Annotated in this window: 14 protein-coding genes; 10 read left to right on the top strand and 4 right to left on the bottom strand. The window is 33.5% G+C overall.

Features of this window, described 5'->3' with window-relative positions; all coding sequences use genetic code 11:
- Positions 1–1,122 (top strand): T9SS type A sorting domain-containing protein (locus ACKTSU_RS13100; RefSeq protein ID WP_408036884.1); only part of this gene is annotated, 1,122 nt, incomplete at its 5' end.
- A 149-nt stretch (positions 1,123–1,271) separates the two neighbouring features.
- Here the strand turns inward: ACKTSU_RS13100 and ACKTSU_RS13095 are convergent.
- Complete coding sequence (locus tag ACKTSU_RS13095; RefSeq protein WP_408036882.1) at positions 1,272–2,099, bottom strand: universal stress protein; 828 nt, start codon at positions 2,097–2,099, stop codon at positions 1,272–1,274.
- A gap of 158 nt (positions 2,100–2,257) precedes the next feature.
- On the opposite strand from ACKTSU_RS13095, the gene rimP reads away from it, so the two are divergent.
- The 5 genes from rimP to ACKTSU_RS13070 all read left to right on the top strand — a co-directional run bounded on the left by rimP (position 2,258) and on the right by ACKTSU_RS13070 (position 8,872).
- Complete coding sequence (rimP, locus tag ACKTSU_RS13090) at positions 2,258–2,722, top strand: ribosome assembly cofactor RimP (RefSeq protein ID WP_408036880.1); 465 nt, start codon at positions 2,258–2,260, stop codon at positions 2,720–2,722.
- Positions 2,723–2,734: 12 nt separating this feature from the next.
- On the top strand, positions 2,735–3,991 hold the full coding sequence (nusA, locus tag ACKTSU_RS13085; protein ID WP_120186099.1) for a transcription termination factor NusA: 1,257 nt from the start codon (positions 2,735–2,737) through the stop codon (positions 3,989–3,991).
- Between the two features lie 136 nt (positions 3,992–4,127).
- The gene (gene infB / locus ACKTSU_RS13080; RefSeq protein ID WP_408036878.1) at positions 4,128–7,022 is read left to right on the top strand and encodes a translation initiation factor IF-2; all 2,895 of its coding nucleotides are present in this window, start codon (positions 4,128–4,130) and stop codon (positions 7,020–7,022) included.
- 368 nt (positions 7,023–7,390) lie between these two features.
- Positions 7,391–8,362: a M43 family zinc metalloprotease gene (locus tag ACKTSU_RS13075; protein ID WP_408036876.1), complete on the top strand. Its 972-nt coding sequence runs from the start codon at positions 7,391–7,393 to the stop codon at positions 8,360–8,362.
- Between the two features lie 84 nt (positions 8,363–8,446).
- Positions 8,447–8,872 (top strand): hypothetical protein, encoded by a 426-nt coding sequence (locus ACKTSU_RS13070; protein WP_408036874.1) that lies wholly within the window; start codon positions 8,447–8,449, stop codon positions 8,870–8,872.
- Positions 8,873–8,920: 48 nt separating this feature from the next.
- On the opposite strand, the gene ACKTSU_RS13065 is transcribed toward ACKTSU_RS13070, so the two are convergent.
- The 3 genes from ACKTSU_RS13065 to ACKTSU_RS13055 all read right to left on the bottom strand — a co-directional run bounded on the left by ACKTSU_RS13065 (position 8,921) and on the right by ACKTSU_RS13055 (position 16,232).
- A complete protein-coding gene (locus tag ACKTSU_RS13065; RefSeq protein WP_408036872.1) occupies positions 8,921–10,873 on the bottom strand; it encodes a hypothetical protein in 1,953 nt (650 codons plus the stop codon).
- Between the two features lie 121 nt (positions 10,874–10,994).
- On the bottom strand, positions 10,995–13,742 hold the full coding sequence (locus tag ACKTSU_RS13060; protein ID WP_408036871.1) for a TonB-dependent receptor: 2,748 nt from the start codon (positions 13,740–13,742) through the stop codon (positions 10,995–10,997).
- 135 nt (positions 13,743–13,877) lie between these two features.
- A complete protein-coding gene (locus ACKTSU_RS13055) occupies positions 13,878–16,232 on the bottom strand; it encodes a TonB-dependent receptor (protein WP_408036869.1) in 2,355 nt (784 codons plus the stop codon).
- A gap of 129 nt (positions 16,233–16,361) precedes the next feature.
- Between ACKTSU_RS13055 and ACKTSU_RS13050 the strand changes: the two genes are divergently transcribed.
- From ACKTSU_RS13050 to kbl, 4 genes are all read left to right on the top strand, one after another.
- Positions 16,362–17,021: a metal-dependent transcriptional regulator gene (locus ACKTSU_RS13050; protein ID WP_408036868.1), complete on the top strand. Its 660-nt coding sequence runs from the start codon at positions 16,362–16,364 to the stop codon at positions 17,019–17,021.
- Between the two features lie 26 nt (positions 17,022–17,047).
- Entirely contained in the window at positions 17,048–17,884 is an 837-nt protein-coding gene (locus tag ACKTSU_RS13045) for a ZIP family metal transporter (RefSeq protein WP_408036866.1), read from the top strand.
- A gap of 97 nt (positions 17,885–17,981) precedes the next feature.
- A complete protein-coding gene (locus ACKTSU_RS13040; protein WP_408036864.1) occupies positions 17,982–21,107 on the top strand; it encodes a UvrD-helicase domain-containing protein in 3,126 nt (1,041 codons plus the stop codon).
- A gap of 46 nt (positions 21,108–21,153) precedes the next feature.
- Complete coding sequence (kbl, locus tag ACKTSU_RS13035; protein ID WP_299003354.1) at positions 21,154–22,347, top strand: glycine C-acetyltransferase; 1,194 nt, start codon at positions 21,154–21,156, stop codon at positions 22,345–22,347.
- Positions 22,348–22,378: the final 31 nt, after the last annotated feature.

Raw genomic sequence — 22,378 nt, 5'->3', positions numbered from 1 at the left:
TACCGACTGTATACATTTACAATTACGGATGATTGTGGTAACAGTGATACCGAGACTACATTAGTTTCAAGAGATTACGACATGACCAATCCAGTGATAATTGATTTACCAGAAAGTCTTGAGTTGTGTGATGGGCAATTACCTGAAATGCTAACTGCAAAATGGACAGACAACTGTGCAGCAGGTGGTGACTTGGTTGCTTATCCTACTAACTTTAGAGAAGAGAGTTGTATTCAGTATGCAGATTATGTTTTTACAGCGACAGATGATTGTGGTAATAGTGTTACTGAAACAATAACAATGTCAAATAAAACTGATTTATTTGAAAATTGTGGAACTGCATTTGCAAGAGGTAACGATTATACATGTTTCTTAGATGATGGCTTTAATCGTTGGGGTTGGACAAACTACTTTGCAGAAGAAGGAGTTTATGTATTACCGTTATATACCGGAGCAGCTCAATGTGATCCATCAAAAGGAGATCAAACAGGAGAAGTAACAATTACTTATCAAGATGGATATGTAACAGTAGAATACAATCTGTATGAAGGATATGTAATGAGTGTTGCACATGTGTATATAGGATGTGAGAAATATCCTACGAAAAATGGTAAAGAAACCGTAGCACCTGGACAATTTAATTTTAATACAAGTACGTTAGATTATGTGTCGAATTATACGGTAGGACCTATTGAAGCTAGTGGACCAATTTATGTAATTGCTCATGCGGTGACATGTGAAGAGGTTTGTAGATGTCATGAGTCAGTTGATGATGGCGGAACCTTCACTCCAAGTGGTTCAGTAGAACCTTGTAACGAAGAGGTGTTAGAACCTGTTCAACAAGAACCATTAAGCTTTAGTGCATACCCAGTTCCGTTTGAGAATGAGTTAACACTTGAGTATAATTATAAGTTTGATACGGATCTAGCTATCGAGATTTATAGTATGAATGGTATTTTGATTAAGAGAGTTGAAAATAATTCTTACATCAAAGGAACTTCAGAACAAATAAAAATAGATTTATCAGATGTGCAAAATCAAGCTTTAATTGTAAGAATGATTACAAGCAAAGGCGTTGTTAATAAGAAAATTATAGCAATGCGCCCTAAGAAGAAAAAGTAATCTGAATTATAAAAGGAATAGTTTGGAGGAGTAAGTAGTTTACACTCCTCTAAACTTATTCTAAAAGTAAAGAGTAATATTAGAAATTTTTTAAATAAAAAAAACCGCTAAGATTTAAATCTTAGCGGTTTTGTATTTGTTGTTATTTTTTAAATTTTGAAAGTAAGCATAGGTTTAATCGATTTTTTCGATAAGTGCCTAGTAATGCTTCCGTTAAAAATATGTGATAAACCACTTCTGCCGTGAGTAGCTAGAGCAATAATATCAGCATTTATTTTATTAGAAAAATTTAGAATTCCTTTTTCAATAGAAGAATCGTTATAAACGTTAATAGTGTAGTTTTTTAAATCATATTTTTTAATAAAGTTTTTAATGCGTTGGTTTGTTTCTTGTGTGTTCTCAAATTTTTGAGGTGTGTTAATCCTTAATAAATGAATTTTGCTATCAAAATTACTAGCAAATTCTAAAAAACGTTCAAAAGCTTGGTTTTTTTCTGGCTTAAAACTAGAAGCAAAAACAAAGTTTTTTGGATCAAAATTTTCTCCGTTCTTTTTAGTGGCTATAACGGGTATTTCAGAATTCCTTACAATTTTTTCAGTATTAGAACCGATAAGAATTTCTTCTAAATTAGTGTGCCCTTTGGCTCCCATAATAATGAGATCAACATTGTGTTTTTTTGCGTAGTCACAAATACCATCATAAGGGTTTTGAAAACGAATAGCGTGTTTAACAATTTCATTTCTTGAGAAAAATTGTTGTTTGTAATCAATAAGTCTGTCACGGACTTTTCTAATGTATAACATGCTTTCAGGGATGCTAAAGTTAGTTCCAGAGCCCATGTCAATAATTCCAGTAGGAAGCTCAACCATGTGTAAAAGGTGGACTTCGCTGTTAGCTTTTTCAGCTAGTTTCGATGCTAGTTTCGAAGCATACTCAGACGGCTTCGAAAAATCGGTGGGTACGAGTATTTTTTTCATAATAAGAAGATTTAAAGAGAGATAGTCTCTTAAATATACAAAAAATCAGCGTAAAAAGGAAAGATATTTGTGTGTTAATGAATAACTTACTATATTTGCAGCAAATTTATTAATCAGATAGATGAAGGGGACGAGAGTCCCCTCTTTTTATACCTAGTATGAATCAAGAACGAGTTAAAGAATTATTACAAGAAGCCTTACAAGAAAACGAGTCATTATATTTAATAGACTTACAGTTTTTGTCAGACAATAAAATAAAAGTAATAGTAGATGGGGATTCAGGTGTACCTTTAAGCGAATGTATTCGTGTCAGTAGAAAAATTGAGCACAATTTAGACAGAGAAGAAGAAGATTTTTCGTTAGAGGTAACTACACCAGATATTGCACGCCCGTTAACGGTGAAGCGTCAGTATAAAAAGAATATCAATAGAATTCTTGCTGTTAAAACAGTAACAGAAGAAGAATTCGAAGGAACGTTAACCGAAGTAACAGAAGACAACATTACGTTACATTGGAAAGCAAGAGAGCCTAAACCAGTAGGTAAAGGAAAGCATACGGTAGAAAAAACAAAAACACTAGCGTATGAAGATATTAAAGAAGCAAAAGTGAAGATCATATTTTAATTAGAGAATGAAATGGAAAATATTGCATTAATTGAATCATTTTCGGAGTTTAAAGATAATAAGAGCATAGACAGGGTAACCCTAATGTCTATCTTAGAAGAAGTATTTCGTGCAGCCTTAAAACGTAGGTTTGGGTCAGACGATAACTTTGATATCATCATCAACCCTGATAAAGGAGATTTAGAGATTTGGAGAAACCGTGTAGTTGTGGCTGATGGGATGTCTGAAGATGATAATGAGGAAATAGAACTTTCTGAAGCAAGAAAAATAGAACCAGATTTTGAAATTGGTGAAGACGTATCTGAAGAAGTTAAGTTAATTGATTTAGGAAGACGTGCTATTTTAGCATTACGCCAAAACTTAATTTCTAAAATACACGAGCACGATAGTACGAATGTATTTAAGCATTTTAAAGACTTAGAAGGAGAAATTTATAGCGCAGAAGTACATCATATTCGTCATAATGCTGTAATTTTGTTGGATGACGAAGGAAATGAGATTGTTTTACCAAAGAGTGAACAAATTCGTTCTGACTTCTTTAGAAAAGGAGATGCTGTTCGTGGAGTTATTAAATCAGTAGAATTAAGAGGTAACAAACCAGCAATTATATTGTCTAGAACTTCGCCTGCATTCTTAGTAAAGTTATTTGAACAAGAAATTCCTGAAGTTTTTGACGGTTTAATTACTATTGAAGGAGTAGCAAGAATACCAGGAGATAAAGCAAAGATCGCTGTAGATTCGTACGATGATAGAATTGATCCTGTTGGAGCTTGTGTTGGTGTAAAAGGTTCTCGTATTCACGGTATTGTTCGTGAATTAGGAAATGAAAACATTGATGTAATCAATTACACTAAGAACGAGCAATTATTCGTAGCAAGAGCATTAAGTCCTGCAAAAGTAACTTCTGTAGAGATTGAAATGTTTGACGAAGAGAAGAATGGTAAAAAAGGACGTGTAGAGGTTTTATTAAAACCAGAAGAAGTATCAAAAGCAATTGGTAGAGCTGGGGTTAATATTCGTTTAGCAAGTGAATTAACAGGTTACGAAATCGACGTTAAGAGAGAAGGAATCGAAGAAGAAGATGTAGAATTAACAGAATTCTCTGACGAAATCGAAGCTTGGGTAATTGAAGAATTCAAGAAAATAGGTTTAGATACGGCGAAGAGCGTTTTAGAAAAAGACGTATCAATGTTAGTACAAAGAACCGATTTAGAAGAAGAAACTATTTTAGATGTTCAACGAATTTTAAGAGAAGAATTCGAAGATTAACATATAAATAATAAAGAGGAAGCCAGTATCCTTTGTAGATTTGCTACATAAAATCTGGCAAAAAGTAGAAAAAAAGCATAACTATACGTTTTGCGTGTAAAGTGTGTTTTTTCAATAAAAAAGGATAAAACAATATATGGCTGAAGGCAAAAAATTAAGACTAAATAAGGTTTTAAGAGAATTAAACATTTCTTTAGATAGAGCTGTAGAACACTTGGCTAAAAATGGTCATGATATAGAAGCTCGCCCTACTACCAAAATATCAGACGAAGAATATCAAATTTTATTTGATGGATTCCAAACTGATAAATCTAAGAAGGTGGCCTCTAAAGAAGTTAGCGAAGAAAAGAGAAAAGAAAAAGAGGCAATTCGTCAGCAATTAGAAGAGGAGCAAGAAAAGAAGAGAATAGAAGAGGAAGCTAAAAAGCAAGAAGTTTTAAAAGCCAAAGCTGAAAAACTAGAGCTTAAAACAGTAGGTAAAATTGATGTTGAAACAGGAAAAGCTGTAGAAGACAAGGTAGAAGAGCCTGTAGTAGAAAAAGAGGTAGAAGCTCCTAAAAAAGAAGAACCTGTAGCTGTAGTAGAGGAAAAGGTTGAAGCTCCTAAGAAAGAAGAGCCTGTAAAGGTAGAAGAACCAGTTAAAGCTGAAGAAAAAAAGCCAGAGCCTCAAAAAGTAGAGAAGCCTAAAGAAGTGAAGCCAGTTGAAACTCCAAAAAAGGAGGTAAAAGCTGAAGAGCCTAAGCAAGAAAAGAAACCTGTTGAAAAAAAGGTTCAGGAAGTAAAGCAACCTGCAAAAGAGGTAGAAATTACTCCTGAAAATGCTGAAAAAATTAAAACTCAGTATAAGAAATTAGAAGGCCCTAACTTTACAGGTCAAAAAATTGATTTAAAACAATTTGAAAGACCTAAGAAGAAAAAGCCAGAAAATAAAGGTGCTGCTGCAAATGATGCAGATAAGAAGAAACGTAAAAGAATAAGCAAGCCTGCTGGAACAACAACAGGAGGTGGTAACAATGCATCAAGACCAAACCAAGGTCAAAATCGCGGAGGTCAGAATCGAGGTGGTCAAAACCGTGGTGGACAACGTGGTGCAAGAGGAAGACAAAATGTAGCTCCGAAAGAAGAGTTAACAGAAGCGCAAATCCAAAAGCAAGTTAGAGAAACCTTAGAAAAACTTCAAGGAAAATCTAAAAAAGGAAAAGGTGCCAAGTATCGTCGTGATAAGAGAGATGCTCACCGTCAACAATCAGAAGCAGATTTACAAGCAGCACAAGCAGAAAGTAAAGTATTAAAAGTTACTGAGTTTGTTACTGTTAGTGAAGTTGCAACGATGATGGATGTTCCTGTTACACAAATTATTTCTACCTGTATGATGTTAGGAATGATGGTAACAATGAACCAACGTTTAGATGCTGAAACTTTATCAATTGTTGCAGAAGAATTTAACTACACAGTAGAATTCGTTGGAGCAGAAGTAGAAGAAGCAATTGAAGAAGTAGAAGATAGTCCAGAAGATTTAATTACTCGTGCACCGATTGTAACCGTAATGGGTCACGTAGATCACGGTAAAACATCGTTATTAGATTATGTTCGTAAAGCCAATGTAATTGAAGGAGAATCTGGAGGAATTACACAGCATATCGGTGCATACTCTGTAAAAGTAGGAGATCAAAGAATTACATTCTTAGATACACCAGGTCACGAGGCCTTTACAGCAATGCGTGCTCGTGGAGCTCAAGTTACCGATTTAGTTATTATCGTAGTTGCTGCCGATGATGATGTAATGCCACAAACAAAAGAGGCAATTGCTCACGCACAAGCAGCAGGAGTACCAATTGTATTCGCGATTAACAAAATAGATAAGCCAAACGCAAATCCAGACAATATTAAAACACAACTTTCTTCTATGAACTTATTAGTAGAAGATTGGGGAGGTAACATTCAATCACAAGAAATTTCTGCTAAAACAGGACAAGGAGTTGATGATTTACTAGAAAAAGTATTGTTAGAAGCAGAAGTATTAGAGTTAAAAGCAAACCCTAATAAAAATGCTAACGGAGCAGTTGTTGAAGCTTTATTAGATAAAGGTAGAGGATATGTTTCTACGATTTTAGTACAAGCAGGTACCTTAAAAATTGGAGATTATATCTTAGCAGGAAAACATAGTGGTAAAGTAAGAGCTATGTTTGATGATAAAGGTAAAAAAGTAAAAGAAGCTGGACCTTCAATGCCTGTATCAATCCTAGGTTTAGATGGTGCGCCACAAGCAGGTGATAAGTTCAATGTATTTGATGATGAGCGAGAGGCAAAACAAATTGCTGCTAAACGTTCTCAATTACAACGTGAGCAATCTGTAAGAACTCAGAAAACATTAACATTAGCAGAGATTGGACGTCGTATTGCATTAGGAGACTTTAAAGAATTAAACATTATCTTAAAAGGAGATGTAGATGGTTCGGTAGAAGCCTTAACAGATTCGTTCCAAAAGTTATCTACTGAAGAAATTCAAGTAAATATTATCCATAAAGGAGTTGGAGCAATTACAGAGTCTGACGTATTATTAGCAACTGCATCTGATGCCATTATTGTTGGATTTAACGTACGTCCACAAGGAAATGCACGTACAGTAGCAGATAGAGAAGAAGTAGATATCAGAACATACTCTATTATCTACGATGCAATCAATGACTTGAAAGATGCAATGGAAGGTATGTTATCTCCTGAAATGAAAGAAGAAGTCCTTGGTAATGTTGAAATTAGAGAGGTTTATAAGATTTCTAAGGTTGGTAACATTGCAGGATGTATGGTTATGTCAGGTAAGATTACAAGAGATTCTAAAGTTCGTATTATTAGAGAAGGAATCGTTGTTCATGATGGTGAATTAACTTCGTTAAAACGTTTTAAAGACGATGTTAAAGAAGTAACTAAAGGATATGATTGTGGTCTTCAAATTAAAGGATATAACGACATTCAGGAAGGTGATGTTATAGAAGCTTACATTGAAGTAGCAGTGAAGAAAAAGCTTAAATAAAATAAGCAGTATATATAGAAAAGGGATGTCTTAATTGAACATCCCTTTTTTTGTTTATCAAGGAAAATGAATCTTCAATTTGACGTTTTTTGAGAAATTTTATATTTGCGAATTTGCTAATAAGCAAATGAACTAGTTGTCTCAGAAGTGATGTTTAAAGGGTTTAAGTACTTGCAATACAGTGTTTAAAAATATTTTTGATTCTATAGTGAAAATTATATATTGGGTATCGTTAAAAAACCCTTCAATTTGTTATTAAAATAGCAAAAAATTAACAACTTCTTTTTTAAAGTTTTGTTTCTCGTTTTTTAACAAAACAAAAGACACTTTAAGTGTTACAAATAACTAATTTTTTAAATTTTCACAACATGAAAAGAATTTTTCTTACCATGGCAATTGCCGCTGGAATTTTAGTGGGTTGTCAAAACAATGAACAAAATCCTAATTCAGAACCAGAATTAGAAGCAATTTCTTTACAAAAAGCAGAAAAACAATGTTTTACTAACGATGTTTTAGAAGCAAATATGGCAATGGATCCTAGCCTAAAAGGTAAAATGGAAAATATTGAAAGCTTTACAACTAATTATCTTGAAAAAATAGCAAAAGGAGAAGTTCAGGCTAGATTAGTAAACGGAAAAATCCAAATTCCAGTTGTTTATCACGTAATTTATCGTCAAGAAAGTGAAAACTTATCATTATCTGTTTTACAAGATCAGATTGCTGCGTTAAATGAAGATTTTAACATGCAAAACCCTAACAGGGGAGCAATGCCAGCTGAATTTGCAGGTGTAGAAGCAAATGTTAACATCGATTTTGTTATCGAAGATGTAATTAGAGTTAAAAACAAAAAGAAAAGAAGATGGAGTCCAGATGATTCAATGAAGTTTTCTTCTAGAGGAGGTAGTGATGTAGTAAATCCACAAGAATTCTTAAATATTTGGATTGTAAACTACATGCCATACCAAACAGGTCAAATTTTAGGATATGCACAATTTCCAGGTGGTAGTTGGTCTACTGATGGTGTAGTTTTAGCGCATCAATTTGTAGGTCGTAACCAAAGAACTGCAACACATGAAGTTGGTCACTACTTAAATTTACGTCACATTTGGGGTGATGGCGGATGTGGTGCTAGCGATTTCGTTGCTGATACTCCAGATGCTGATGGGAATAGTAGAGGATGTCCTACCTATCCAGTGATTGAGTGTGGAAGTGCTAATATGACTATGAATTTTATGGATTATTCTGATGATACTTGTATGTATATGTTTACAGAAGGTCAGAAAGCTAGAATGGATGCGGTTTTCGCTCCAGGAGGATTTAGAGCTACAATGGCAGACTAATCAAAACTCATACGAATTTCATATATAAAGACGTTCTTTACTTAAAGAGCGTCTTTTTATTATAATTATAAAAACTAAGAATACATGAAATATCTAAAAGTAATAGCTCCAGCGGTATTTTTTTTGATGATGAACTGTGCAGCACAAAACACTTCTAAAAACTTTGATATGATCGCTTATGAAGCTCAAACAAGAGGAAGTTTAATACAAATAACTGTTGATGATAATAAGGTAACTTATAAAACTAATCAAGAAGAAGGAACAAAGGAAATTTCAAAAGAACAACTCGAAGAATTAAAAAAAGTAATAGATGAGTTAAACTTAGAAGAAATAGGAAGTTTAACTGCACCGAGTGAAAAAAGAATTACTGATGGAGCTTTACATGCAGAATTCACCATAAAAATAGGAGATAAGGAATATAAATCAATTACGTTTGATGCTGGGAATCCTCCAACGGAATTAAAGAAGTTAGAAGGTTTACTTTACAGTATTTCTAATATAAAGGAATAAAAAAAACCGAGCAATTTGCTCGGTTTTTAGTTTTATAATGCTTGACTATTACAATCCAGCTTGTCTCCAAGACCAAGTTGAGATATCAACTTTAGTTCCTGTTTTATAATCAGCAGTAGTTGAAGCGTCAGCTCCATCTATTTGAACGTTAGATAAAGCACCACCGTCTACCATGTCGATATTTTTATCATATCCTTCTAACCAAATGTTAGTAATAGTAGCTCCAGAAGTCTTTTTAAACTGTAATGCAGTACCACCAACAGTAGAGATTGCAGTTAAGTTTTCGAATTGTGGATTGTTATTTACTTTGTCACCTTCAAAAGCAGTTGAAAAACCAGAAATAGTGTGAGAAATGTAAGTGTTTGTTACTTTTCCGTTCCATCCTTCTGTCCAGTCTACTGAATCATCTTCGTTGTTTTCTAAGTATAAATTTGTAGCAGAAACAGTTCCTCCAAAAAACTCTACACCGTCATCAGCTCCGTTAATAACCGCGATGTTATTAACCGTTGTACCAGAACCAACAGAATAGAATGAAACTCCGTTATATTGAGAATCGATGTTAATTTGCGCACCAGTTCCTTTAATTACTAAGTATTCAATAGAACCTGAGTTATCTGTGTCATCAGAACCACCGTAGATAAATCCACCTACTTCAGCAGTTACACCAACACCGGCACTTGTAGTAGCTTTACCACAAATAGTTAAACCACCCCAGTCACCTGGTTGTCCGTTAGCAGAAGTCATCACTACAGGAGCTTCAGCAGTACCATTTACGTTAATTTTACCACCTTGTAAAACAGCTATATATACATCTGTTCCTTTAGGATCAACGATAATTTTTGTGCCAGCTTCTATATTTAAAGTAGCTCCGTCTTTTACAATATAAGATCCTGTTAAGTTATAAGTCTTATCAGCAGTTAATGTTACATTACCAGTAACCTCACCTACTAAAGGAGTAATTTCAACAATTTCTCCGTTAATGAAAGACCAAGAAGAAATATCAACTTTAGTACCAGCAGTATACTCAGCATCTACTTGTGCAGCTTCACCATCGATAATAACGTTTGCTAAAGGCCCGTTATCTTTCATATCAATGTTTTTGTCGTATCCTTCAATATGTAAGTTTGTAATTGTAGCACCAGATTGCTTTTTAAATTGTAAAGCAGTACCACCTACAATAGACTTAGCTGTTAAGTTAATTAACTTAGGGTTTTTGTTGTCTTTGTCAGCTTCTACTACTGTAGAAAAACCAGCTTTAGTATTTATTACATAAGAATTTTCAACAGTACCATTCCATCCTTCTGTCCAATCGATAGCATCATCTTCTAAGTTTTCTAAGTAGATGTTTTTAGCTGAAACTGTTCCTCCGAAGAATTCAACTCCGTCATCAGCTCCGTCAAAAACAGCAATGTTTTCAACAGTAGTACCAGATCCTACAGCATAGAAAGAAACTCCGTTATACTGAGATTCAGTGTTAATTTGAGCACCAGTACCTTTAATTACCAAGTTTTTGATAACACCTGAATTATCATCATCTTGAGTACCACCATAGATGAATCCACCAACTTCAGCAGTAACGTTAGTTCCTGCGGTAGTAGTAGCTTTACCACAGATTGTTAATCCACCCCAGTCTCCTGGTTGTCCTTCAGAAGAACTCATAACTACAGGGCTAGAGTTTGTACCGTTAATATTGATTTTACCACCTTGTAAAACTGCGATATATACATCAGTTCCTTTAGCGTCTGCAACAATACTAGTTCCTGCAGGAATAGTTAATGTAGCACCATCTTTAATAATGAATGAGCTAGTTAATGCGTATGAAGTATTTGTTAATGTAAAATCTTCAGCTAATTCACCACTCATAATTCCGTTTTGTAATTTTTCTACAACATCAGAAACATCTGGAGGTAAAATCGCAGGATCATCACTACCACAACTTGTAAAAGTTAAAGCTGCTACAGATAAAGCTGCTATACTTAATAATTTAAAAGGTCTTTTCATTTTTTTTATTTCTTTGTTTAATTTTCGTTAGGCAAATTAATAACCTTTGTTTTTCGTTTCTTTTAATAGAATATTAATTGATTGTTATATAAAACAAGTAATATTAAATTAGGGTTAACTACTAGAAAGTATAGTTTAAGTTTAAAGTAAGTTGTCTTCCTTTTTTGTACGATAATACAGTTTCGTTAGTTTCAATTAATGTATTAAGGTTTCTAACTAATTGAGTTTGTTCAATTTTAGGGTCTAATAAGTTTTTACCAACTAACTTCACAGTAAACCCTTTGAAAATTTGTTTGCTAACAACAAGATCAAGAGTTACGAATCCTTTTTCAATGATTTCATCATTGTAAAGTGTTGCACTGTTATCAAAATCTTCTGGAGCACCTAACGCATAGATTTTATCAGAAGCATAGTTACCTGTTAATGTAGCAGAAAACGCATTTTCTTTATGATCAGAATAGCTTAAAGATCCGTTAATGATAAAATCAGAAGCTCCTTGTAATTCAGATTCAGATTTTCCTTTGAATTGATACTTAGGAAATAAATCTTGGTTAAACCACATTTTAGTTAAGTTCGCTGTAGCATTTAATATAGCTTTATCATCTTCATTTTTTATGATATCTAATCTACCTTCAAGCTCAAAACCTAATATATCAGCTTGATCTCCTGTGTTAAAGAATTTGAAATAACCTGAAGAACCTTGGTCTTGTGTTAAGTTAATAGGGTTATTAATTTGTTTATAGAAAGCTGTTGCAGATAATAATTGACTTCTACTAGGGAAAAATTCCCATTTTAAATCAATATTATAAACATCAGATTTTTCTAAGTCTTCGTTACCACCAATTACACGACCTGTAGGAGAAACATACTCAAAAGGAGATAATTCTTTAAATTCAGGTAAAGTTTGTGTTACACTAGATGCAAAACGGATAAAGTTTCTATCGTTTAATTCATACTTTAAGTTTACACTTGGGTATAAGCTTTGATATGTCTTGTTTGTTGATCCAAATCTACCCGGACGGTTTCCTACATTCCAAGCCATATCTATTTCATCTCTTTCAAAACGTAAACCAATGTTACCAGATAAATTATTATCAAATTTAAAATCAAAGTTCGTATAAGCTGCTAAAGCTAATAATTCACCTTTATATAAATCTGGTTGTTGCTCTCTTAATATTAAACCAGAGTTTGTTCCTTGTTGTAAAGTTTCTGAAATCTGATCAACAGAAGGAGCCGTGAAATCTTTAGCTCTGAATCCTACGAATAAAGAGTTAAAAGTTCTTTCTTTTTTACGGAAGTTTAATCCGTAGTTTAATTTATATGGCTTGTCTTCGTACTCATCAGCAGTATGACCTAATGACCATTGGTTTTCAATTAAAGCATTGTATTCAGTATCTTCAATTTTCTGAGAAGATTTTCTTTGTTGGTAATCTCCAACGTGTGCAAACTGGATTAAAGGACTAGAATTAATATCTAAAATATTTACTTCGTTTCTAATACGGTTTGGTTCTTCTGCTAATACAAAGTTATATCCAGCAGCCCAATTTAATTGATTGTTTTTGTTCCATTTGTGTTCACCCATTAACTGGTTAACAAACATAGTAGTTTGTTTAAAGTTTTGGTCTCTCACAAACGCCCCATTTTCTTGTGGATCTTGGTCGAATACATAACCTTCACCATTTCTACCTTGTTCGTATAATCCGTCTTCACCTTTGTTTACAAATAAAGTATTATACTTTAATTTGTTGTTGTCATTTAATTTTAAATCAACTCTAACATAACCTGTAGAGTTTGTTTTCGCGATAAAGTTTTCAACATCAGTAAATGAATTATTTAATACGTTTGATCTATAAGATTTAAAAATACCATTTCTGTATTCTGAAGACTTAGAGTGAGATGCAGAAGCTAATATTTTCCACTCTTTATTAAATAAGTTAAATCTTTTTGCTCCTGATAATGAAACTCCATAGTTAATAGGTGTTTCAGCTTTCTTAGTATCCCATCCTTGGAAAGTCATTAGGTTTTGAAGCGCAAATTGTTTTTTGTGGAACCCAAAAGTTACATCATCACTTATAATAGTTTGTCTGAAGTTGTCTACCTCGATAGCATTTGTGTTAACACCACCATTTACGCCAATAGAAAACATATCTTTTGTGTATTCTTTAGAAGAAATATCAACATTTCCTGAGGCTTGATCAGCGTAACTTGAAGTAGCGTATGTTTTACTAATTCCTACATTTTGAATAACATTAGTACTGAATAAACTTAAGTTAACGTTTTTGTTACTTACATCATCAGAAGGAATTGGTAAGCCGTTCATCGTTGTAGATAAATATCTATCACCTAAACCACGAATGTATATGTCTCCAGACCCTTCACTTTTGTTAACACCAGAAATTTTGGTAGTGGCAGCTGCTGCATCAGAAACACCTTTTTGAGCTAATTCTTGAGCACCAATGCTTTCTTTAATTATAGTAGCTTTCTTTTGTTCTAATAGTAAAGCACTAGATTTCTCTCTACTAACAGTTGCATTAATTTTTACTTCATCTAAGGCAACTCCTTGATTAGCTCCTATTTCTTGGTTTACTACAAGTGTTTCGTTAGCTTTAACAACTATAGCTTTTTCTTCAGTTTGGTATCCTACGAAACTAAAAACAATAGTTTGATTTCCTGCTGGAACACTTAAGGTATATTTACCTTCCATATCGGTAGTAGCACCAATAGATGTTCCTTTAATAAAAACATTAGCAAAAGGCAATGCTTCACCGCTCATTTCTTTGTCAGTAACTGTACCAGTAACAGTACCTTTGCTTTGAGAAAATGCTAAATTACATAAGCTTAAAAAAGCTATAAATAATATTTTTTTCATTCTAATCTTTGAATTCTGTTTATTTATGGCGCAAAATTCAAGTTAAACAGTAAAGCTAATGTTATGTAGGAATTACTTTTGTATTATTAGAATGTTGATTTAATGTTAATCAAATAGCTATATGTTACGTGAATGTTAATTACTCGTAAACTTTACACCAAAAACGAAGGTTCTTGGGGTGGCTGGACCAAAAATAAAGTTGCTATCCCTGTCTTTTCCTGTATCAAATACACTTTGATAATCGTCTAAAATGTTCTTAATGCCTAGATTAAGCTCTATATTAGTGTTAAGTTTTTCTACATTAAAAGTATAACTAGTGTTAACACCTAAGTTAAAAAATGAAGGTGAGCTAAAATATTCACCAATATTTTCATTGTTATCTGTTGGAGGGTTGAAATCAGGATTAGGTATAATGTGTAAAACATCCATTTGTCCTGTGTATACTAAATTTAAAGCAGTTTTAAATTTTTGATTAGGGGTATAGGTAGCTGTAGCGTACCCGTAAGTTGTGGGTGTTCGTAAAAACTCTCTTTTAGGTGATAGATTGTGAAAATTATCAACAGCTGTATCAAATTTACTAGATTGATACGTGAACCCTGCGTCTAACTGTAAAATTCCATCATAATTTAAACGGGTTTCTAAAGTAATTCCTTGCACAACAGCTCCATCTCCATTTCTTTTTTCAAAAATTTCCCCAAAATCATCTTTATCTGTAGCTTCTAAATAAAAAGCATCATTTAAATTGGTGTAAAAACTCTCAATGGTAAAACCATATATATAATGTTCTGTAGGTTTGTCGTAATTAAAGGAAAGGGTATAACTATTAGAACGTTCTCTTTTTAAATCATCAGCTAATACAACTCGTGATACTCCTCCACCAGCAAAAGCAATGTGTAAATCGGTGTCAAAAGCTTGCGGAGCCCTAAAACCAGTACCCCAAGTTCCTCTGATTTGAGTGTTTTCAAATGGTTTGAATAATAATGATACTCTCGGACTCGCAACATTGTTAGTAATGTTTTTTTGAGTACCATCTGTTTTAAGTGTGTTTAACGTATGGTTGTCGTATCGTATTCCTGATAATAAGTTCCACTTATCTGAAATTTCCCAATCACTTTGAAAAAAGAATCCGTAGTTTTTAGTAAGTTGATCTACTTTGTACTGGTATGCATCAATAACATCAAAAACATCGTCTTGTACAAATTCACTTCCTAGTGTAAGTACGTTGTTACCTCCAAGAAATTCTTCTAATTTATGGTTGAATTGTAGTCCTCCTTGAAAGGTGGTTGTGGTTGAATTTCCATACGGGGGATTTGCTAAATGTGCTGTGTCTTCAGTAGTGCCAATATCTGGACGAATACCTGTATAATGTTCTCTTCCGGTATATTGTGTAGCAAAATAGGTGATGATTGAACTTTTATCATCGTTAAAATTAATTTGATAATCAACATTTCCTACATACACATCGTGTACACGTTCTTCAGATTGCATTGCAAAATGCGGAGCATTATCAATCATTTCTCCACCATAACGATACTCATTCATTTTACTGAAGTTGACTTCTATTTTTTGGTTTTCAGTTGGAAGGAAGAATAGGTTTGTTCCAAATGAGTTGTTCTTTAACTCAGGAAGTTCAGAAAAGTTATCACCATTAGCATCATACATGGCTCTTCTTCGGTTGTTGATAAAAAATGAAGCACCTGCATTTCTGTCTTCATTAATTATGGTTGCATTTCCAGTAATAATATGGTCAGAAACTCCTTTTACGTTCTGATAAGTATACCCCATACTATAATTGTTCTTTTTTGGAATTTTGGTAATAACGTTTACTGTTCCTCCAATCGCACTTGAACCATATAAAGCGGAACCTCCACCGCGAACTACCTCGATGCGCTCAATCATGTTGGTAGGTACTTGCTCCAATCCGTATAAACCAGTTAGAGGACTAAAAATAGGACGACCATTAATTAATATTTGTGAATATCCGCCAGCTAAACCATTCATACGAAGTTGTGTGTAGTTGCAAGTTTGACAGTCGGTTTCTACACGTAAACCTGTTTGAAATTTCAATCCTTCAGATAAATTACATGCCTGTACATCTGCTAATGTTTGACTATTGATAACATTTACAATCACAGGGCTATTCGTTCTACGTTTATCTGTGCGTGTTCCCGTAATGGTTACTTGGTCTAAAATTTCTGCAGTTTCAGTCAATATAAAATTAACTGTTTTTTCTTCGGAAGAGTTTAAGGTTACTGTTTTTCTTTCAGGTAAAAAACCTACGGAAGATGCAACCAAAACAAATTTACGCTTTGTGGTTTTTAACTCGTAGTTTCCATATTCATCAGTAGTTGTTCCTTTTTCAGTTCCTTTTATAAATACACTAGCAAATGGTACTATATCGCCTGATGATGTGCTAACTTTTCCTTTAATAGTTTGTCCGATAGCAATATTAGCTAGTAATAGAATTGTAAAAGCAACTAGATTTTTCATCTTGAAAATAGTTTGTTATAGTGGTTTCTAAATAAATTTCATGCAAATATAAATATATTTTTAGGTTAGTCTAAAAATATATTTGATTAAACTAAAATTTATATATTTGTGCATCTAAAAAAGAATATGATGTTTAGTCAATCTGAAGAAAACTATATAAAAACGATCTATCATTTAGAAGCTGATTTTAAAAAAGGAATCAGTACAAATGCTATAGCAAAAAAGTTAGATACTAAAGCGTCATCGGTAACAGATATGATTAAGAAACTATCTGAAAAAGATGTTGTGACTTATAAAAAATATCAAGGAGTAACCTTGACTGATTTTGGAAAAAAAACAGCAGCTAATATTGTTCGTAAGCATCGATTATGGGAAGTTTTTTTAGTAGATAAATTAAATTTTTCTTGGGATGAGGTACATGAGGTGGCAGAACAGCTTGAGCATATTAAGTCTCCGAAATTAATCAATGAGCTAGATGCTTTTTTAGAGTATCCTAAGAGAGATCCACACGGAGATCCTATTCCAGATAAAGAAGGTAACTTACAGGTAATAGAAAAAAGTTTATTATCAACGTTGAAGGAAAATGAAATAGGAGTTTGTGTAGGAGTTGATGACAGTTCTTCAGAATTTCTGCGCTTTTTAGATAAACAAGGAGTTGCTTTGGGAAAACAAATAAAGGTGATAGAAAAAGAACCTTTTGATGGTTCTCTGGTTATAGAAATGGATGGAAAAACACTGTCTGTTTCAAATAAAATAGCAAGTAACTTATATATTCAAAAATCACGTTAAACAACTAACAAGAGATAGTATTATAGATGGATTTATTTAATCAATTAGTAGAATTTGGTAAGGAACACCCAATTCAAGCAGCATTATATGCGTCGCTTTTTACCTGGGGATTAACAGCTTTAGGAGCTAGTTTAGTGTTCTTTTTCAAAAAGATGAACCGAGCAGTTTTAGATGGAATGCTAGGGTTTACAGGAGGGGTAATGGTTGCAGCGAGTTTTTGGAGTTTGTTATCGCCAGCAATTGATAATAGTCCAGGGGAAGGGTTCGTAAAAGTAATTCCATCAGCAATTGGATTCGCTTTAGGGGCTTTAGCATTATTCGGAATGGATAAATTATTACCACACTTACATATTAATTTTAAAGAGCATGAAGTTGAAGGTGTTAAGACGAGCTGGCATAAAACAACTTTGTTAGTTTTAGCAATAACCTTACATAACATCCCGGAAGGATTAGCAGTAGGAGTTTTGTTTGGAGCAGCATCAACAATGGTAGGAGTAGAGCAAACTGAAATGATAATTGCAGCAATTTCATTGGCAATCGGTATAGGAATACAAAATTTTCCAGAAGGATTTGCAGTGGCAATGCCGCTTCGTAGACAAGGAGTAAGTCGTTTTAAAAGTTTTTGGTATGGTCAAATGTCGGCAATTGTAGAGCCAATGGCAGCTGTTTTAGGTGCGATAGCGGTATCATTTTTTACGCCAATTTTACCATATGCTTTAGCGTTTGCTGCAGGAGCAATGATTTTTGTAGTAGTAGAAGAGGTAATTCCTGAAACTCAACGAGATAAATATACAGATATTGCTACACTCGGTTTCATCGGTGGATTCATTGTTATGATGTCGTTAGATGTTGGTCTTGGCTAGAGTGTAAACTATTTTAATAAGTATAAAATTGTGATTCCTGCGAAAGCGGGAATCTTTTTTTTGGTTAAATTGCTAGCTCAATTATATTTTCATTTTGTTGCAAAATCCATCAAATTTTCAGGTATATAACGCTTCGGCAGGTAGCGGTAAAACATTCACTTTAGTAAAAGAGTATCTAAAAGTTTTACTGCAATCTGAAGATATTTTCCGTTTTCAAAAAATATTGGCAATTACATTCACCAACAAAGCTGCCGGTGAAATGAAAGAGCGTGTGTTGCAAAACTTAGAAGTTTTTTCAGAAGGAGAAAATAACGATTTGTTAGAGGTAATTTTGAAGGAAACTTCGCTTGACAGAACTGTTGTTAAAGAGCGAAGCAAAAAAATATTAGATGAAATTCTTCGGAATTATGCCGCGTTTTCAATCACTACAATTGATAGTTTTACGCATAAAATCATCAAGAGTTTCGCATACGATTTGGGGCTGCCACTTAACTTTGAAGTTGAGATGGATGCGGCTTCATTGTTGAATGAAGCAGTAGATGTACTCATTTCAAAAATTGGAACCGATGAAGCGTTAACAAAGTTATTGATTGATTTTTCATTAGATAAAGCTGATGACGATAAATCGTGGGATATTTCTCGTGAGCTAAATGAGTTTTCAAAAATATTGCTGAATGAAGATGATACGAAACATTTTAGAAAATTAGCCGATAAACAACTCGCTGATTTTACCAATTTAAAAGCGAAGTTGTCTAAACATCAAAAAGAGATAAAAAAACGTTGGAAAGAAATTGGGGAGAAGGCATTAAAAATGATTGAAAGTATGCAGTTGGCGCATAATGATTTTTATCGTTCAATGCTGCCTAATCATTTTTTAGCGTTATCTCAAAATCCTGAAAAAGCGAAGTTTTTTGACGAAAGTGCTCTTCGAGAACGAATTGAAGAAAAAAATTTTTATGCCAAGTCAAAGTCAGAGGATATAAAAGCTGCTATCGAAGGAATTTTGCCGGAGTTACTTCAACTGTATATGGAGTCGGAAAAATTGTATCAGCAATTTTTGATGAATAATTTGGCGTTAAAAAGCATCATTCCACTGGCGGTTTTAAACAATATTAATCAAGAACTTTCACATTTAAAAGAAGAAAATAACTTACGGCTAAACGCAGAGTTCAATCAGTTGATTTCTGATAATATTAAAGATCAACCAGCGCCATTTATTTACGAACGTATTGGGCAACGATTCATGCATTATTTTATTGATGAAATGCAAGATACTTCCACTTTACAATGGCAAAATTTAATTCCGCTGATTGATAATGCGCTGGCACAAGAAAACAGTAATTTGTTGTTGGTGGGTGATGGTAAACAGGCTATTTATCGCTGGCGAGGAGGAAAATCGGAACAGTTTATAGGCTTGGGATCAGAGAAAGACAATCCATTTCATATTTCGAAAGAAGTAAAAACTTTAGAAACTAATTTTAGGAGTTATGCTGAGGTAATAAATTTTAACAATCAGTTTTTTCAACATACAGCAAATTTCTTGCAAAATGAATCCTACAAACAATTGTTTATTGATGGAAATAAGCAGTTAGAAAACTCTAAAAAAGGAGGTTGTGTATCGCTGACTTTTTTAGAAAAGGAAGAAGATAAAGAAGATGAACAGATAAAATATCCGAAGAAAGTTCTAGAGCTTGTCAAAAGATTAGAAAAAGAGTTTTTGCTAAATGAAATTTGTATTCTGGTTCGAAAAAAGAAAGATGGAATTGCTGTGGCAAATTACTTGTCAGAAAATGGAGTTGATATCATTTCTTCAGAAACCTTATTGTTAGAAAATAGTTCTAAAGTAAAGTTTATCATGGATGTTTTACAGGTAATTCAACATCCGAATGATAAAGAAACATGCTTAGAAATGCTCTATTTTTTACAAGAGCATTTAAAAGTTACAGAAGATAAACATTCGTTTATTGCCGAGTCGATTAGTCAACCTAACGAAACCTTTTTTCAACAGTTAAAAAACTACGGAACTTCTTTTGAATTATCAACTTTTCATCAGCTACCTTTTTATGAAAAGGTAGAAGAAATTATTCGAGGTTTCCAACTGATTACTTCTTCTGATGCCTATGTGCAATTTTTCTTAGATGTAGTATTAGAACAACAGCGAAGAGGAACGAGTATTCAAGAGTTTTTAGATTTTTGGTCAGATAAAAAAGATAAGCTGAGTATAGTGGCTCCAGAGAGCGGAAATGCGGTGCAAGTGATGACGATACACAAATCAAAAGGATTGGAATTCCCGGTGGTAATTTTTCCCTATGATTTAGATGTGTATCGACAAGTCAACCCGAAAGTTTGGTTAGATGAGTTGCCCGATAATTTTGATGGATTTAAGGAATTATTAGTTCCTTTTAATAAAGATTTGAACTATGTAAACGACCGCGGTTCGGAGATTTATCAGCAGCAGCGAGAGGAGTTAGAGTTAGATAATTTTAACTTGTTATATGTTGCACTAACAAGAGCGGTAGAACAGTTACATGTTATAACCGAAAAGAAAATTTCTTCGAAAGGAGAAGAGAATACGAATTTTTACTCAGGGGTTTTTATTAATTATTTAAAAGCTCAAAATTTATGGAGTGATGACCAGCTAGAATATACTATTGGTGCTCCTGAAAGAGTAAGTGAATCTAAAAAACAGAATAGCGAAACTGAAATTCAAGAAACGTTTATTTCTACTCCTTGGCAAGAACACAATATTCAAATGTTGGCTAGTGCTTCTAAATTATGGGACACCGAACAAGGAAAAGCTATTGAGTTTGGTAATTTAATCCATGAAATGATGGCGGAAGTAACCACTAAAGAGGATATTAATGAAGTAGTACTTCGATATGAACAGCAAGGAATTCTTCCGAAAGAAAAAACAGAAGAAATAACTAAAAAGATTCAACAAATTACAAATCATCCATTGTTACAAGATTATTTTTCGGATGAGGTAACTGTATTCAATGAACGCGAAATTGTAGATGTTGATGGTCAAATTGTAATTCCAGACCGATTGGTGTTTAATCAAGATAATGAAGTAGTAATTATCGATTATAAAACAGGGAAGCCTTCCAAAGTATATCATCAACAATTATTAAGGTACGCGAGAGTATTACAAACGATGAATTTTAAAGTTCAGAAGAAACTCCTCATATATATTGATGAAGAAATTTTGGTTGAAGAAGTTTAAAACCTAACTTTGACCTTTTATAGCAAACAACTTTCAAACATAAATTATGTACGGAAAAATTAAAGAACAATTACAACAAGAAATTCAGGATATTAAAGATGCTGGATTATATAAATCAGAGCGCATTATTACTTCGTCGCAAGATGCGGTTATTAAAATCTCTACGGGAGAAGAGGTAATTAACTTTTGTGCAAATAATTACCTAGGGTTGTCGAATAATCCAGAAGTAATTCAAGCAGCAAAAGATGTTATGGATACTCATGGTTTTGGAATGTCGTCTGTACGTTTCATTTGTGGTACGCAAGATATTCATAAGCAATTAGAAAAAAAGATTGCAGATTTTTATACTACGGAAGACACTATATTATACGCAGCAGCTTTTGATGCGAATGGTGGTGTTTTCGAACCATTATTAACAAGTGAAGACGCTATTATTTCTGATAGTTTAAACCATGCATCTATTATTGACGGAGTGCGTTTGTGTAAAGCAGCTCGTTACCGTTATAATAATAATGATATGGCTTCATTAGAAGAGCAATTAATTGAAGCGAATAAGAAAGGTCACCGCTTTAAAATTATTGTAACTGATGGAGTCTTCTCTATGGACGGAATCGTAGCGAAGTTAGATGAGATTTGTGATTTAGCTGATAAGTACGATGCAATGGTTATGGTAGATGAATGTCATGCAGCAGGATTTATAGGAAAAACTGGTAGAGGTACAGTAGAACTTAAAAATGTAATGGATCGTGTTGATATCGTTACCGGAACTTTAGGAAAAGCTCTTGGAGGTGCCATGGGAGGATATACAACGGGTAAAAAAGAAATTATTGAAATTTTACGCCAACGTTCTCGTCCGTATTTATTCTCAAACTCATTAGCACCAGCTATTGTTGGAGCTTCTTTAAAAGTGTTTGATTTGTTATCAAATGATACATCGTTAAGAGACAAGTTAGAGTGGAATACGAATTATTTCCGTACAGAAATGGAAAAAGCAGGTTTTGATTTAGTGGGAGCTGATGCTGCTATTGTACCTGTAATGTTATACGATGCTAAGTTGTCGCAAGTAATGGCAAATAAGTTATTAGAAGAAGGTATATATGTAATCGGATTCTTTTATCCAGTAGTGCCAAAAGAACAAGCAAGAATTCGAGTACAGTTATCAGCAGCTCATGAAAAAGAGCACTTAGATAAGGCAATAAACGCATTTATCAAGGTTGGGAAAGAACTGAAAGTGATATAAATTAGTCGTTCAAAAACTTGCATTTGTTGTA

Source organism: Tenacibaculum aestuarii, from assembly GCF_964510395.1.
Classification (GTDB): Bacteria; Bacteroidota; Bacteroidia; order Flavobacteriales; family Flavobacteriaceae; genus Polaribacter; species Polaribacter aestuarii.
The sequence above is the reverse complement of the archived record's forward strand: the minus strand, read 5'-3'. Positions and strand labels throughout refer to the sequence as shown.